Origin of the sequence: Gottfriedia acidiceleris (assembly GCF_004138285.1) — a bacterium.
GTDB classification, from domain to species: domain Bacteria; phylum Bacillota; class Bacilli; order Bacillales; family Bacillaceae_G; genus Gottfriedia; species Gottfriedia acidiceleris_A.
In genome coordinates, this window is the sequence record NZ_SCFN01000005.1 from 378984 (window position 1) to 395657 (window position 16674).

Sequence of the window (16674 nt, forward strand, 5' to 3'; positions counted from 1 at the left end):
ATGAATCGAATTGAATTCCAATTTTCAGAACGACTTAAAAAAGGTGAAAAGCTATTTATTCCTTATATAATGGCAGGTGACGGAGGTCTAGAAGTTTTAGGAGGAAGACTTGCTTTACTAGAAAAATTTGGTGCATCAGCAATCGAAATAGGTATTCCATTCTCAGACCCAGTAGCAGATGGACCAGTAATTCAACAAGCGGGAATTCGAGCATTACAAGCTGGTACAACATTAAAAGCTGTAATTGAAAAAATAAAAGAAGTACGTAAATTAATCTCTGTACCTTTAATCGTCATGACTTATATGAATCCTATTTTAGCTTATGGGATTGACAGGTTCGTATCTGACCTTCAGCAAGCAGGAGTAGACGGCTGTATTATTCCTGACCTACCAATCGAAGAAGAAGAAATTATCATTCATCAACTTGAAGAGTTTGGAGTAGAACTAATTCGATTAGTCACAATGGCTACACCAAAAGATCGAATCATTAAAATTGCTGAAAAAGGAAGAGGTTTCTTATACACAGTAACAGTAAAAGGGATTACTGGTGTTCGAAATGAACTAGATAAGAGTTTATCATCCTTTTTAAAAAGTGTTAAAGAAATTAGTAATAAACCTGTAATAGCTGGATTTGGTGTATCCACCCCAGAACAAGTAAAGGAATTAAGCCAAGATTGTGATGGAGTCATTGTTGGAAGTAAAATTGTTGATTTATTTAATCAAAATAAGATCAATGAAATTAAACTTTTAATGGAATCAAGTTTAGTAAGCGAAGAAGTAATTTAATAAAAAGTGAATCAGGCTATTTCAGTGGCCTGATTTTTTATGTTACTTATGTTTTATGGGGTATTCTCTCGAACTTAATCTTGCTTAGCTCTAAAATATAGCTGAATATGGGTAATAATTGTTCTGTTTAGAGTTGTTTAGTTGAAAAGGATTGTTTCGACATTTTTAATTGCGGTTTTTCGATTTTATTTGCAGTTACTTCAAATAATTGCGGAATGTACATATTTAATTGCAGCCAAGAAAAAGATTAATTGCCATTCTTCACATTTCAATTTGCACCTCTCACCCCAACAATATAATCCAAAAGTATCCACAAAGTTCGATTGTTCCTAAAGAACTCAACTAAAAACTATCCCCTAATTTTTGCAATTCTCCACATTTTTATAGGAAGTTTTCCACATAATAGCGGAGTATCCACAAAAATTTCATTCCAAAAAAAAAATAACTACAAACTATCCACAGAAATTTATATGATTTAAAGAGTTTTCCACAATTGCAGAATACGTTCATTTTTCTCTCTAGGACATATGTCCTTCCCAAACGACCTCCCATTATCGTTTAATAATGAAGAAATCAATATGTCAGGAGAGAAAAATATGAAAGGAATTTTATTAGCAATTGTTGGTGGAGCACTCATTACACTACAAGGAGTTGCAAATTCACAAATTAGCAGTGATATTGGTACTTGGCAAGCGGCTACTATTACGCAGTTTACAGGTTTTATTGTAGCTTTATTCGTACTACTATTAATAAAAGATAAAAAATTAGCTGATGTTAAGAACGTGAATCCAATATATTTAACAAGTGGGGCATTTGGAGCATTTATTATCTTTTGTAACGTAACAGCGATACATCTCAATGGAGTTACATTTTCAATATCAACCCTTTTAATTGCGCAGTTAAGTTTCACATTTATCAATGATAGTAGAGGCTGGTTCGGAGTAAAAAAGCTAAATATTAGTCCGTCACAATTTTTTGGAATTGGTATGATGATGATTGGAGTAATTGTGCTAGGATCTTAAACGTAATTGCTGGAGGTGAAGTGAACTTGAAAGTCACTTGTGATATTGAACATATTAATCAATTTTTAGCTGAACTTCATATTGAAAAAGTCTTTAATGAGGATTTAAAAGCTCATATGACTCTTCACCGATTCATGCAAGGAGAGCTTATTTGTTCCCAAGGAGACTTACCACAAACTTTGTATGTTTTAGTAAAAGGGAAAGTCAAAGTTTATACAACTTCAGCAGAGGGTAAAACATTAATTCTATCATTTAAAAAGCCTCTTGAATTAATTGGCGACATTGAATATGTAAGAGGCTCAAATTATATAAATACGGTTGAGGCTGTTTCCGCGGTTGAAATGATTGCTGTAGAGTATCGCTGGCTAAAAAAATTTGGTAAAGACTATGCACCATTTCTTCAGTTCTTATTAGAAATCATAACGGAAAAGTTCCATATTAAGTCGAATTCGATGAGTTTTAATTTAATGTATCCAGTAGAAGTTCGGCTAGCGAGTTATCTATTATCAGTTTCATACGATGAAACGAATTCTTTACTAAAGGAAAATTTAAATACGATCAATCTCAAAGATGCAGCGAATCTAATCGGAACAAGTTATCGACATGTTAATCGAGTTATTCAACAGTTCTGTAAGGATGACTTAGTAGAGCGAAAGAATGGAAGTATTCTTATTAAAGATCGGGCAGGTTTGAGTATTTTAGCAAGTAATAATATTTATGAATAAGTTTACAGACTGCGCCAACCGCTCGTAATCTCTCTGTTGGGAGGTGGCTCATTACTATAAAGGGTAACTCCGCTCCTTATCAGGCTTCGTGTATCGAAAGACAATCGTTTGTAATCAGTATGAAATCAAAGATTAGGAATTTTATACAATAATTTTTTTGGAGGTGTAAGTTTTGCTATATGGTTTAATATTATCTTTAATTTCGGGATCACTAATTGGTTTACAAAATATATTCAATAGTAAGGTAAATGAGCGGACAGGAATATGGGTAACAACAACTTTTGTATTAGGAATGGGCTTTTTAGCTTCTTTCGTAATGGGTCTAATATTTGATGGTAAGCAATTATTTATTTTGCATAATATGAAAAATTGGTATTGGATCAGCGGAATTGTCGGTGTAGGTGTTGTTTTCTGTTTAACGAAAAGTACTAGAATTCTTGGACCAACTTATGCAATATCGATTGTTCTCACTTCACAATTAATGTTTGCATTATTATTTGATTCAAGAGGATGGCTAGGACTTGAGAAAGTTCCGTTTTCTTCTAAGCAATTAATTGGTGTTTTGCTTATTATAAGTGGTATATTAATTTTTAAATTAAGCGGAGTAAGTTTTAAACGGATTAAGCTAGTTAAAAATCAATCTAGTAAAATATGAATTAAATAAATAGAGATGGGGAAATGTTATGAAAACATACAAAACATTATTATTAGATGTAGATGATACATTATTAGATTTTGGTGCAGCAGAAAAAGTAGCATTACAATCTCTATTTAAAGATCAAAAAATAGCATTAACGGATGAAGTTAAGTCAAGATACAAAGAAATTAATCATGGACTTTGGAAGTCTTTTGAAGAAGGTAAAATAAGTCGAGATGATATAGTGAATACACGTTTTTCAACTTTATTTAAAGAGTTTGGTATTGAAGTTGACGGTTTTCTGCTGGAACAGGCTTACCAAAGTTATTTAGGAGAGGGAAATCAGTTAGTTGAAGGTGCGTATGAATTACTTACAAGTCTTCAACATGAGTTCGAATTATATATTGTCACAAACGGAGTTTCAAAAACACAATATAAACGTTTGAATGCGGCGCGTATTTATCGTTTCTTTAAAGACATATTCGTTTCTGAGGATACTGGTTATCAAAAACCAATGAAAGAATACTTTCAATTTGTATTTGATCGAATTCCAAATTTTGAATTAGATAAGACATTGATTATTGGAGATTCATTTAGCGCGGATATAATTGGTGGTGCAGGGTCAGGAATCGATACTTGCTGGGTCAATGCGAAAATGCTTTCAAACGACTCAGATGTAATTCCTACTTATGAAATACAAAAACTTGATGAGCTATACAACATTTTAAATATTGAACAGAAGGTTTTGGTTACTTCATCTAACTAATGACCTCTTAATAAGCAAAGTTTTCACTCAATCTAAATAGTTGATTTTTGAACTTTGTCTACACACTGAAGCAAAAAGTTTTATACTTTTTGCTTTTTTGTTTTTCATGAATTAGAAAATATTGGAATAATAATTATTGACATTGATAATCATTATCATTTAATATGATAATGTGATTCTTTATGATAATAATTATCATTATCAATTGATTAGGCTTAAATGAAAATCATTAGAGGATGTGTAGAAATGATTAATATTCAGAACAAAGATGAACTAACAAATTATGATTATTTAGATCAGGAAGAGTTAAAAACTTTGGACTATCTTAAAAGTGAAAAACCTGAATTATTGGAAGGCTATCTTTCTAATGTGAAATCAGGAAGAAGAGGAATTTTTCAACGCCTTTTCCAAGCGTTTATAAGAGAAAAGTTAATACCAGATGAAAGAATTACATGGATAAATGGCGAAGTGTCAAAAATTAAAGTAAATCTACCTAGTGGAAGACATCTGCAAGTTTCTGTTTGCAAATTACACTCGCTTGGAAGATTCGATCTAACTGGTGATGTAATTGTAATTGACAATACATTATCTAACGAACTAATGCATCCTGTTGAACTGATTGAGTTATTGAAGAATGAAGGTATGTTGGAGGAAGCAACTACAGAGCAGTATGAACGATTTAAGCATGAAATTCAAAACGGTGTTGCTAATCTAACGTTGGCTCTAACGGGTGCTACAATCAATCATATAGAATTAGCAGAAAAGGCTAAACATTTTTCGGTTCATTCTTCAATAGAATGGGCTCTACATCAAAAGAAACAGGACAAAAAATTTAGTCCACTTGCATTTTTTGAACAATGTGTAGTTGAAGGGCATCCTTTACATCCTGGAGCAAAAACAAAGTTTGGTCTTAGTGTCGAAGAAGTGATTCAATACTCACCAGAATGGGGTGGCAAACCGGAAGTTGTCGTTATTGCAGTAACAAAAGACCTTTGTCGAACGACATCCATTGATCAAACTACTATTACAAATTGGTTATTTAAAGAGTATGAAAATTTACAGCCTGCTGTTGAAGCGGTTTTACATAATAAAGGCTTACAGCTTAGTGATTTTGAATTGATACCAGTTCATCCATGGCAATTTGAAAATACACTAAATGCATTTTATGAAAAAGAGATTAAGCAAGGAAAAATAATTCCAATCAGTGATTTTGTTATTCCAACACAATCATTGGTGTCATTTCGATCTTTAGCACCAATTCAAAATTTAGGAGAGAAAAAACATCATATAAAAACGGCAGTTAACGTGCAAACAACAAGTGCCATTCGGACGGTATCACCTAATTCTGTCGTAAATGGTCCAATGCTTTCAAAAATATTTAAAACAATTCAAGAAAATGAATATGGATTTGATGGGAGATTTATTGTGCTAGAAGAACGAGCGGGAATTCATTTTAGGCCCGATAGTTTAAATCTTTCTGAGGATGAGCAATGGAAACTTCAAGCGAATTTAGCTTCTATTTTAAGAGAAAATCCTGAAAACTATGTCCTACTTGAGGATGAAATTCCAATGGCTGCAGCATCATTAATTTCAGAATCTCCAATAAGTAAAAAGCCAATTGTTATCGAGTTAATTGAAAAATTAGCTAGTGTAAATCATTTAAATGATATGAACGAGGCTGCTAAATTATTTATTCGTAAATATGCAAGAACGTCCTTACCTGGGTTTTTAACTATGATGGTACGCTACGGGATTAGCCTGGAAGGCCATATGCAAAATAGTGTCACGGTCTTTAGAGAAGGTGAGCTAGTACGCATTTTAGTGAGAGATTTTGGTGGAATCCGAATACTTCCGTCAAGAATGTGGAAGCAAGGTTTTGAAGCAGAATTTTATCCTGGTTCATCTATTGTCACAGATGACGAAAGCCAGTTGCATAATATTATTTCCTATTCAGTTATGCAAAATCATTTTGCTGAGTTAATAACTTGTATAGTTCGTACATTAGAGTTTGATGAAGAAGAGCTATGGGAAGAAATTGTTATCGTTAGTAGAGAGATATTCAATGAATTAAAAAAGGATCCCTCGATTAAAGTACAAGCAGTTTCGGATGAAAAAGCATTTTTTCAACCATTGATTAACTTAAAAGCTTTAGCAACGATGCGATTAAAAGGAGATAGTACTGCTTATTCATTTATGAAAGTTCCAAATCCAATGAAGCACTGGAAAGGAGAAATCGGAGAATGAGCACAAGTTTAACTCAAGTATTATTAGAAAAAGATTTTTTATATGAATCATTTGAAAAACTACGTAACGGAGAACTATTGGCTGATGAAGCAGAGAATCTTACTTTTTTAGTAGGCAATACGCAAAATTTAATTCCAAATTATATGGTGAACCTGGAAAAAGGAAGACGTGGTATTTTAAGCCGTCTCGTCGGTTCAATGTTAAGAGAAAACATACTTAATTTTTCTACGAACTCACATGATTTATATGTTTTTGATTCGATCTATGCACTAAATGTACCAGCTATCACAGGTTTTTGGAGAATGGTTATTCAACAGGTTCAATCTTATAACCTACAATCAGGTAAAACTTATAAACTATATTCTCTTAATGAGCATGAATGTTTGGTTATTCCAGTAAGTCGTACGTATGCATTTAATCGAATTGAGGTCGACGGCGAAATATTATTTGTTACTGAGAAAGAAGTAAAACCAATAAATCATTCGGTTGAACTGTTGGAAATTGTTCGTCACAAAAAAGAGTTGCAATACGAAAGTGAAAAATTTGCTTGGGAGCAGCTTGCTAAGGAACTAATTAATGGAAGTGCCAATCTTGCATTATCCTATGCGTATTGGGATCAAAAGAAAAAAGAGCTTCAAAAGAGAGCTTCAGAATTTAAGATTACGAATGTTTTGGACTGGGTTCTATTACAGAAAAAATTAGATTCAGCATACGACAGTAGCTTATTTTTTGAACAACTTTCGGTTGAAGGGCACAATCTTCATCCCGGAACAAAGACGAAAATAGATATGAAAGCTGAAGACGTTTTTCAATATGCACCGGAGTTTGATGGAGTGGCCACAATTCAATTTGTCGGCATTTTAAAAGAGCATGTCCAGTGGTGTGTGAAAGATGAATATGAAGAGGATGCAAATAAATTACTATTTAGGGCTTACCCTGAATTAAGAAAAGTAGTTGAGCAACAATTTCAGCTACAAGGGCATCGTATTGAAGAATATGTAATCGTACCAGTGCATCCATGGCAAGTAGAAAACGCTATTCCTGTAGTTTATAAGCAAGAATTGAATGATCACATTATTGTTCCAATCCGATCATTTCACGTTCCTTGTGGATCAACATCTTCTTTCCGTACTGTTGTACCACTTGGGAGTAATGATTGCATGAACTATGCAATTAAAGTTGCAGTTAACAGTCAAATGACCTCAACTGTTCGTACAATTTCTGCAAATACTACAAATAATTCTACGATTTTTACTAGATTAATAAAGTCCATTATGGAAAAAGAACAAGTTTTAAGAAAACAGTTTGTACCAGTTTATGAGGTTGCTGGTTACAATTTCAAAGATGAAAATGATAAGCAAAAAAATAGGAATTTATCTGCAGTATTACGCGAAAATATTGAGTCATATATTCGCAAAGATGAAGTTGCAATTGTCGGTAGTTCACTATTTTCAGAATCACCAATTTCAGAAAAGGTCATCGTCTCGGAATTAATTGAACAGTATGCTAAAACTACAAATGAATCCTCAATTAGACAGGCTGCTTATCAATTTGTTTCAGAATATGCAAATATTGCGTTACCTGGATTTTTGACACTGTTAGTTAAATATGGCATCGGTTTAGAGGGTCATTTGCAAAATAGTGTGATGGTATTTAAGAACGGTCAACCTGTCCGGATGCTTTTCCGTGATTGGGGTGGTCTACGAATTTATAAAGAAAGACTTAAGAAAAACAATCTACATGTAGAGTTTTACCCAAGTTCGATAACGGCGACAGATGACCTGAAAGAAGTGCACAATAAATTATTTTATACGGTATTTCAAAACCATTTAGGAGAGTTAATTTTACAAGTTTGTAAGGAATTCGGTCTTAATGAGAGAGAACTATGGCAAGAAATCCATCGAATCTGTAATCAAGTTTTTGATAAATTAAAGTCAGACCCGACGTTCACAGAAAATGTGGCATGCGACCGTGAAGCTCTTTATCAAATGAAGGTTGAGCATAAGGCACTTACAAAAATGCGACTAAATCCTACTAAGAAAGGATATTCTTACGCAATTGTTCCAAATCCTCTTCATGAATTTAAGTAAAAGGGAACGAAATTACAATGGCACAAATCGAAGTACAGAATAAAAAAAATTCACGTTTTGCTTTTCAATCAAAATCCTTCAATATTTTTATGGTGGGAAGCTTAATTTCAAGAGTTGGAGATTGGATGGATTTAGTTGCATTAAATTGGGCTGTCTTGCAATTTACAAATTCTCCAATTCATTTAGGCATTATGAACGCTTGTAGATTAGTTCCAACATTTTTATTAAGTGTTCCAGCGGGGATAATGGCTGACAAGTTTGATCGTCGAAAATTGTTAATATGGCTTCAAGTAGGAATGATGCTGTTAACATTTGTGATAGGTTTTCTTGTTGCAAAGGGTCCGTCATTTTGGCTGTTTGCACTAATTGTGACGATACGCTCAATGCTTGCAGCTATGGACCCACCAATTCGAAATGCGCTAATTCCAAATCTTGTACCTGAAAGTTCAATGGCGAGCGCACTTGCGGTTAATACAATGATTATTAATCTATCGCGAATTATTGGACCCGCAATTGCTGGTATCTTGTTAGGTATTACAAATATAGCAAATTTATTTTATATCAATGCTTGGGGTACATTTGCTGTTTTAATCTCTTTAGCTATTATTCGGGCAGACTACCATTCGATTAAAAATAAAAATAAAGATGAAAAAATAACAATAAAAGAAGCTGTCGATTTCGTAAGGAAGAAGCCGTCTGTCCAATCATTGCTTATATTAGCAATTGTTCCTATGGTATTTGGTTTTCCATATACGACAATGACGCCGCTGTTTGCTAAAGAGTTATTGCATCTCGGTCCTGAAGGATTTGGTGTTTTATTATCGATTTCTTCCATTGGTGCAATAATTGGGACAAGCTGGTTATCCATTGGAAAAGAGATTATCGAAACAGGTAAATGGCTAATTTATTCAATTATTGGATTTGGTATATCACTGCTATTATTTATTGGAACAAATAATTATCTAGTTGCAGGTTTGGCAATGTTCCTTGTTGGTTTAACGAGTCAAACATACAGAACGTTGAGTCGAATTACACTACAAAAGCAGGTTCCAGATCATCTTAGAGGAAGAATTATGAGTATAGCTTTAATGGATCGGGGATTTATTCCAATAGGTGCACTATTAATTGGAGCAATAGCATCAAGTTTGGGAATTCTCTGGGCGGGAAGTGTAATGGGGCTTGGCTGCATCTTAACCACTTTAATGATTGTGTTGAAAAGAAGAGAAATCTTAAAAGTATAACTTTATTATCCTTAGGAGTGTATGAAAATGATCGCAAATATTGTGCAAACACAAAGTAGGGAACAAGATAGTCCTTTTTGTGCATATCTATATGACCTATCAAAATTACGAAATCATGTAAATTCATTAATGACAACTCTTCCTTCAAGCTGTCGATTATTTTATGCAATAAAAGCAAATTCAGATGAAATGATTCTTAAAGCATTGGCACCAATTGTGAATGGTTTTGAGGTGGCCTCGTTAGGAGAAATTGAAAAGGTAAGGAATATTGATCGTAATATACCAATACTATTTGGTGGCCCTGGAAAAACACGTCATGAAATTGAAATGGCTATAGAGTATGGAGTAACCTTGCTTCATGTTGAAAGCTTACATGAAATAAAACTCGTTAATTATATAGCAATGCAAAAAAATGTCTCAGTTTCAATATTATTACGTGTTAATTTACGTCATTCTGTACCGTCAGCTAAATTAAAGATGGCTGGAGTGCCAACACAATTTGGTATTGATGAGACAGAAATAGATAAGGCGATTTCCTTAATAGAAGGATTACAACACTTGAAATTACAAGGTTTTCATTTCCATGCCATGTCGAATAATACAGATTCAAAATCGCATGCTTCTTTTGTAGATCATTGCTATGGGCTGACAAAAGAGTGGAGTAACAAGTGGGACTTAGACATTACATATGTAAATGTCGGTGGAGGAATTGGTATTAATTACTTACAGTTAGATAAGCAATTTGATTGGGAAGATTTTATTGAACAATTGGAAAAAGTACTCGAAAAACATAATGACACAAGTTGGAATACTTTATTTGAGTGCGGTCGATATTTTACTTCTTCGTGCGGATATTATGCAGCGGAGATCCTAGATATTAAACAAAATCACGGTGAGTATTTTTGTATTCTACGAGGTGGAAGCCATCATTTAAGACTTCCTGCAGCTTGGAAGCAAAGTCACCCATTTACTGTCATCCCAGTAGAAAAGTGGTCATATTCTTTTGAAAGACCTGAAGTAATCAATGAAAAGATTACAGTAGCCGGAGAACTATGTACACCAAATGATGTATTAGCTAGAGAAGTCTTCATTTCTAAATTACGGGTAGGTGACATTTTGCTATTTAGTTATGCGGGAGCGTATGGCTGGGCAATTTCACATCATAATTTTCTAAGTCACCCACATCCAGAACGAATTTATATAGACCGTGATTCTTTAATTAGACAGTATGATTTTGTAAATGAAGGAATGTCTTTTGAATCACTAAGTTAATAATGACATTAAAAAGCTGAGGAAATTTTTCTCAGCTTACTTTGTTTGTCGAATGTTAACCTAAATATTAAAAAAGGTTAATAAAAATATAATTGACTAAATCTTGAAATAGCCTTATTATCAAGAGGTGATAATGATTATCATTTATATTTAAGGGGAAAATCAACGATGAAGCAGGCTCTTATTAAAGTAACTTTAACAGCTTTACTATTATTAGTTTTACCGTTTAAAACCTTTGCTGCAAGCCCTGAAGAGGATTTAACACATGCAAATTCGTTTGTGCAAAGTGCAATCCAATCTGCACAAAAAGGAGATTTTAAATCTGCTGAGCAGGAATATAAAAAATTCAACGACGAGTGGCTTGATAAAGAGGATGGAATAAAAAATAAATCGATTGATGCGTATGGCAAAATCGAGGAAGCTATGGGAATGGTTCAGTATAACTTAGCACAAAAAACAGTGAATCAAAATGCACTCGTTACTGCACTTAAAGAATTAGAAGAGGTAAATGAAAAGTTTATTTCCCATCAGTTCGCTAGTTCAAAATTAGATTCAAAAAGTACTGGTAGTGTTGAAGATTTAATCGAAATATTAAACAAGGCATTAGCAGATTTAAAAGATAATAATGTATCAGGAGCAACTTCAGAAATTAATCAATTTAGAAAATCTTGGATTAATATTGAAGGTGTTGTATTAACACAATCTCAAACAGTTTATACTGACGCTGAAAGAGATATGGTTACATCCTATGCGATGCTTACTGCTAAAACGCCAGATGTGAAAGCGGCTACAAAAACAATTACAGATATGCGAGATTATCTATTACCTTTAGCCTCTAAAACTAGCTATACAATGATTGATGCGATAACTATTTTACTTAGAGAAGGTTTAGAAGCATTACTAGTAGTGGTTGCATTACTAGGTTTTATTAAAAAGTCTGGTCAAGAAAAGAAAAGTAAGTGGATCTGGTTTGGTGTTGGTGCTGGGTTAGGTGTCAGTATCATACTTGGGGTCATCGTTAACCTTTTATTCTCCGCAGGTGCTTTTGGAAGTAACAACTTCTTAATCGCAGGTTGGACTGGAGTATTTGCTGCTGTCATGCTTTTATATATGAGTTATTGGTTACATAGCAAATCTAATACAAAGCAATGGCAAGAATATATTAAAACTAAGAGTGATAAAGCATTAAATACTGGTAGCTTATTATCTTTATCAATTCTTGCGTTTTTAGCAGTATTCCGTGAGGGGACTGAAACTGTATTATTCTTTATTGGAATGGCGTCATCAATTAAACTGTCGTCATTATTAGTAGGAATTGGGTTAGGATTCGCAATTTTAGCAATACTAAGCTTCTTAATTTTAAAGGTTGGCCTAAAAATTCCAATGAGACCGTTTTTCCTTGTCTCAAGTATATTAATGTTCTATTTATGCTTTAAATTTGCCGGTATGGGTATTCATGGTTTACAACTTTCTGGATTACTTCCAGCGACCCAGGCTCCTATTCCTACAATTGATTTCTTTGCGATTTATTCAACTTGGGAGAGCTTTGTACCACAGATGATTTTGTTGCTAATAGCTTGTATTACTGTTATTTATAATAGATTCTCAAATAAAAACAATAAAAAAAGTAGTGAAAATTCGGGGGGAACGAAAAATGTTATCTAATAAAAAACTAGTCGCAACAATGGCTCTAGGACTATCTTTAACTTTATCTGCATGTGGAACGAAAACAGACGATGCAATTAAAACTGGATCAGATGATATGATCAAAACGATTTCAGAATTAAAAACACAAATTTCGAATAATGATGAAGCAAAGGCAAAAGATAGCGGAGAAGCCCTTGAAAAATCATGGGAAAAATTCGAAGACTCAGTAAAAGATAAAGACAAAGCACTTTATGAAAAAGTTGAAACGCCACTTCATATTATTGAAGCAGGAGTAAAGGTATCTCCATTGAATGCAGATACACTTAACCAAGCTGGTGACGAATTAGAAGGCGTATTAAAAGAAGTTAAAGACTTAAAATAATAAATTAAAAGCCTCTCAACTATATGTTGAGAGGTTATTCTTAATAAATCCAATCTAAATACTTGAATATATTAGTGGGATTAATTAAGATGATAAAGTAATCAACTTAAATAATTGAATAGTACTAGGGGTGCCGTAAATGGTCGGCTGAGATTAAGACACAAAGGTCTTTGACCCTTTAACCTGATCTGGATAATGCCAGCGTAGGAAAGTGAACGGTAGAATACATGTTTTGTATTCATAACATTGATTTGTTCGAGCACAAGTCCTTATGGGATTTGTGCTTTTTTTATTTAAAATCAAGTTTCATCTTCTATCTGTAAGATCAAAGAGTTCTATTCATGAAATAGGGGGAAGAAAATTGAAGAAAGTATTAACGATAGCAGGCTCTGATTCAAGCGGTGGTGCGGGTATTCAAGCGGATTTAAAGACGTTTTCAGCTCATGGAGTTTTTGGAATGAGTGTAATTACAGCAGTAACTGCTCAAAATACGCAAGGAGTTTTTGCTGTTCAAGATATAACACCAGATATTATTGCTAGTCAATTAGATGCAATTTTTACTGATATTGAAGTAGATGCCGTAAAAATTGGAATGGTATCTCAAATAGAGACGATTAAAGTAATTGCAGAGAAACTAAAGCAATATAAACCAAAGCAAATCGTAGTTGATCCAGTCATGGTTTCAAAAAGCGGATTTGACTTATTAAGTCCAGATGCAAAGGAAGCTTTAATTCAAGAATTGATTCCTCTGGCAACTGTTATTACGCCAAATCTTCCTGAAGCAGGAGTTATTACTGGAAGAAAAATTACAACTATTGAAGAAATGAAAGAAGCTGCTATTCAAATTCACTCATTAGGTGCTAAGAACGTCCTTGTAAAGGGTGGTCATCTAGAAGGTGAAGCTACCGATATTTGTTTTAATGGTGAGGAGTTTACAAGCTTTAATAGCGTTAGAATTAATACAATTAATACCCACGGTACAGGTTGTACTTTATCTTCAGCCATTACATCTAATTTAGCAAATGAACTTGAATTAAATGAGGCAATTAGAGAGGCGAAAAACTATATAACATTAGCAATCAAACATTCCTTTTCAATCGGAAAAGGGGTAGGTCCTGTACATCATTTCTACTCATTGTATGAAAAGGCAGGAGTTCAACATGTCTAATCAAAATGCAAAAATGACGAAGTGGAACTTTACAACACTTTGGTTTGGTGCGGCAGTTTCAGTAGCAGAAATTATGACTGGTGCCCTAGTAGCACCGCTAGGTTTTACGAAAGGTTTGACGGCCATTTTAGTAGGGCATTTACTTGGAACACTATTGCTTATTTTAGGTGGAGTCATTGGTTCTCAGCAAAAATTGTCAGCCATGGAATCTACAAAAATTTCATTTGGTAGCTATGGAAGCTATTTGTTTTCGATTTTAAATGTTCTACAGTTACTAGGCTGGACAGCAATTATGATTTTAACAGGAGCTCGCTCAATCAATTTAGTTACAATAAAAGATTATCAATTTGATCACCTATGGGTTTGGTGTTTAGTAATTGGAGTATTAATAGCAATCTGGTTGTACTTTGGACAAAATGCTTCAAAAAAACTTAATAGTTTAGCTGTTTGTTTATTATTTGTTCTAACAATTGTACTGTGTTTTGTTATTTTTAAAAGTGATAAAATCTTAACTCAACCAAGCACTGCTGGATTATCTTTTGGTGAAGCAGTTGAATTATCGGTAATTATGCCACTATCGTGGATTCCATTAATTAGTGATTATACTCGATTCGCGAAGACAACAAGGGATGGTGCAATTGGTAGTTTTATAGGTTATATGTTTGGTAGCTCTTGGATGTATATTATAGGACTAGGCGCAGCATTAGCATTTAATGAAGTAGACCCGGTTGCTGTTTTAATGAGTGCAAATCTAGGGTTATTTGCAGTTGGTATCGTCGTTTTAGCGACTGTTACAACGACTTTCATGGATGCTTACTCTGCCGGAATATCAGTTACAACTATCTTTCCAAAGCTAAATGGAAAACATATAGCCCTTATCGTTACAGTTGTTGGAACATTATTGGCCGTTATTTTCCCTATAGAGAAGTATGAAGGATTTTTATATACAATTGGTTCTTTTTTTGCACCGTTATATGCAATTTTATTAACGGACTATTTTATTCTAAAAAGAACAAGTATAAGTAAATCGTTAAAGATTGATTGGATCGCGATTATTACATGGATTTTAGGAGTTTTTATTTATCGCAAGTTTGTTCAATTAGACTTCTTCCTTGGGGCTACTGTTCCAAGTATGATTTTAATTTGTGTCGTTTATATAGTTGTTCAGTTTGTTATTAATAAGCTTGTTCCAAAGCAAATAGGGGGAGAAAAAAATGTTAACTATGAATGAAATGAGTCAAATTCTTGAAAGCGTGAAAGAGAAAAAGCCTTTAGTTCATCATATTACAAATTATGTAACTGTAAATGACTGTGCAAATATGGTGTTAGCTCTAGGTGGATCACCAGTTATGGCAGATGATTTAGCCGAAGTAGAAGAAATGGTATCTTTTGCTTCAGCTCTTGTTATTAATATTGGAACATTAAATGAAAGAACAATTCAATCAATGATTAAAGCTGGTAAAAAGGCTAATCAATTAGGCGTACCAGTTATATTAGATCCTGTTGGTGTAGGAGCAACAACTCTACGTACAGACACGGCTGCTAAATTATTGAAAGAAGTACGTTTTGCAGTAGTTCGTGGAAATATGTCAGAAATTAAAATGATTGCAGGCTTAAATGTTCAAATTAAAGGTGTTGATTCTGTAGCTGATGAAGAAGACGGTGTTGAAATTGCGAAATCTCTTTCAGCAAAATTAGGCTCAGTAGTTGCAATTACAGGTGCGGTAGATATTATTGCTGAACAAGATCGAGTATGTACCATTTCAAATGGAGATAAAATGCTAGCTGATGTAACTGGAACTGGATGTATGAGTACATCATTAATTGGAACTTATGCTGGTGCAACGAATGATTATTTTCTTGCAACTGTTTCAGGTATTACTACAATGGGGCTATGTGGAGAGCTTGCTAAGGCTCGCCTAACTGAAGGACAAGGAATTGGCACGTTTAAAGTAAACTTATTTGATGAGGTATCTAAAGCTTCTGTTGATACACTTCTAACAGGAGGAAAAATCGAATGGCTATAACAAAAAGTAAAATAGATTATAAGCTTTATTTAGTAACGGATCGAGATGTATTAGGATCAAGAGACTTAGTTCAATCTGTTGAGGAAGCAATTAAAGGTGGAACAACAATCGTACAAATAAGAGAAAAGAATTGTAGTAGTCTAGACTTTTACAAAATTGCTATGCAAGTAAAAGAAGTAACTTCAAAATATAATGTTCCATTGATTATTAATGATCGTTTAGATATCGCTTTGGCAATTAAAGCGGATGGCTTACACATCGGACAAGAAGATTTACCTTTAATTGTAGCTAGAAAGATTGTTGGAGAAGATATGATCATTGGCGTTTCTGCAACAACATTAGAACAAGCAATGCTTGCGCAAGAACAAGGCGCGGATTATGTTGGAATTGGCTCGGTATACCCAACAAGTACAAAACTGGATGCGAAGTATTTAACGCTAGACGAATTACGAAACATACGTGAAGCAATAAAAATACCAATCGTAGGAATCGGTGGTATTAATGAAGAAAATGTTTCAGAATTAATGGAAACAAATATTGATGGTGTTGCGATTGTTTCTGCGATATTAGGGAAAGAAGATATTAAATCGGCTGCTGAACATTTGAGTATGTTAGTTAATAAATAATAAATAATAAATAATAAATAAGTATATGGGGCGTCTATTAC

At 33.7% G+C, this 16674-nt stretch carries 15 protein-coding genes and 1 riboswitch; all 15 genes read left to right on the forward strand.

Annotated features, from left to right (window positions below; genetic code table 11):
* Positions 1-786 (forward strand): tryptophan synthase subunit alpha, encoded by a 786-nt coding sequence (trpA, locus tag EP747_RS10415; protein WP_129690176.1) that lies wholly within the window; start codon positions 1-3, stop codon positions 784-786.
* A gap of 596 nt (positions 787-1382) precedes the next feature.
* Positions 1383-1808 (forward strand): DMT family transporter, encoded by a 426-nt coding sequence (locus EP747_RS10420; RefSeq protein ID WP_129689808.1) that lies wholly within the window; start codon positions 1383-1385, stop codon positions 1806-1808.
* A 26-nt stretch (positions 1809-1834) separates the two neighbouring features.
* The gene (locus EP747_RS10425; protein ID WP_129690178.1) at positions 1835-2533 is read left to right on the forward strand and encodes a Crp/Fnr family transcriptional regulator; all 699 of its coding nucleotides are present in this window, start codon (positions 1835-1837) and stop codon (positions 2531-2533) included.
* 172 nt (positions 2534-2705) lie between these two features.
* Positions 2706-3188: a DMT family transporter gene (locus EP747_RS10430; RefSeq protein ID WP_129689809.1), complete on the forward strand. Its 483-nt coding sequence runs from the start codon at positions 2706-2708 to the stop codon at positions 3186-3188.
* A 28-nt stretch (positions 3189-3216) separates the two neighbouring features.
* Entirely contained in the window at positions 3217-3936 is a 720-nt protein-coding gene (locus EP747_RS10435) for a YjjG family noncanonical pyrimidine nucleotidase (protein ID WP_129689810.1), read from the forward strand.
* 246 nt (positions 3937-4182) lie between these two features.
* Positions 4183-6180 (forward strand): IucA/IucC family protein, encoded by a 1998-nt coding sequence (locus tag EP747_RS10440; protein ID WP_165346985.1) that lies wholly within the window; start codon positions 4183-4185, stop codon positions 6178-6180.
* Positions 6177-8270, forward strand: a complete 2094-nt coding sequence (locus tag EP747_RS10445; protein WP_129689812.1) for an IucA/IucC family protein — start codon at positions 6177-6179, stop codon at positions 8268-8270. Before EP747_RS10440 ends, EP747_RS10445 begins: the two co-directional genes overlap by 4 nt.
* A 17-nt stretch (positions 8271-8287) precedes the next feature.
* Positions 8288-9511 (forward strand): MFS transporter, encoded by a 1224-nt coding sequence (locus EP747_RS10450; protein WP_129689813.1) that lies wholly within the window; start codon positions 8288-8290, stop codon positions 9509-9511.
* A 27-nt stretch (positions 9512-9538) separates the two neighbouring features.
* The gene (locus tag EP747_RS10455) at positions 9539-10783 is read left to right on the forward strand and encodes a type III PLP-dependent enzyme (RefSeq protein ID WP_129689814.1); all 1245 of its coding nucleotides are present in this window, start codon (positions 9539-9541) and stop codon (positions 10781-10783) included.
* Between the two features lie 168 nt (positions 10784-10951).
* The gene (locus tag EP747_RS10460) at positions 10952-12448 is read left to right on the forward strand and encodes an FTR1 family iron permease (RefSeq protein WP_129689815.1); all 1497 of its coding nucleotides are present in this window, start codon (positions 10952-10954) and stop codon (positions 12446-12448) included.
* Positions 12438-12812, forward strand: coding sequence for a hypothetical protein (locus EP747_RS10465; RefSeq protein ID WP_129689816.1), 375 nt, complete (start codon positions 12438-12440; stop codon positions 12810-12812). Before EP747_RS10460 ends, EP747_RS10465 begins: the two co-directional genes overlap by 11 nt.
* 116 nt (positions 12813-12928) lie before the next feature.
* Positions 12929-13039: riboswitch (TPP riboswitch) on the forward strand.
* Between the two features lie 134 nt (positions 13040-13173).
* Positions 13174-13980 carry a bifunctional hydroxymethylpyrimidine kinase/phosphomethylpyrimidine kinase gene (gene thiD / locus EP747_RS10470; RefSeq protein WP_129689817.1) on the forward strand — a complete coding sequence of 269 codons (807 nt, stop codon included), beginning with the start codon at positions 13174-13176 and terminating at the stop codon, positions 13978-13980.
* A complete protein-coding gene (gene cytX, locus EP747_RS10475; RefSeq protein ID WP_129689818.1) occupies positions 13973-15211 on the forward strand; it encodes a putative hydroxymethylpyrimidine transporter CytX in 1239 nt (412 codons plus the stop codon). The genes thiD and cytX overlap by 8 nt, the downstream gene beginning before the upstream one ends.
* On the forward strand, positions 15195-16007 hold the full coding sequence (thiM, locus tag EP747_RS10480) for a hydroxyethylthiazole kinase (RefSeq protein ID WP_129689819.1): 813 nt from the start codon (positions 15195-15197) through the stop codon (positions 16005-16007). Before cytX ends, thiM begins: the two co-directional genes overlap by 17 nt.
* Entirely contained in the window at positions 15998-16633 is a 636-nt protein-coding gene (gene thiE, locus EP747_RS10485; protein WP_129689820.1) for a thiamine phosphate synthase, read from the forward strand. The genes thiM and thiE overlap by 10 nt, the downstream gene beginning before the upstream one ends.
* The last annotated feature ends 41 nt before the right edge of the window (positions 16634-16674 follow it).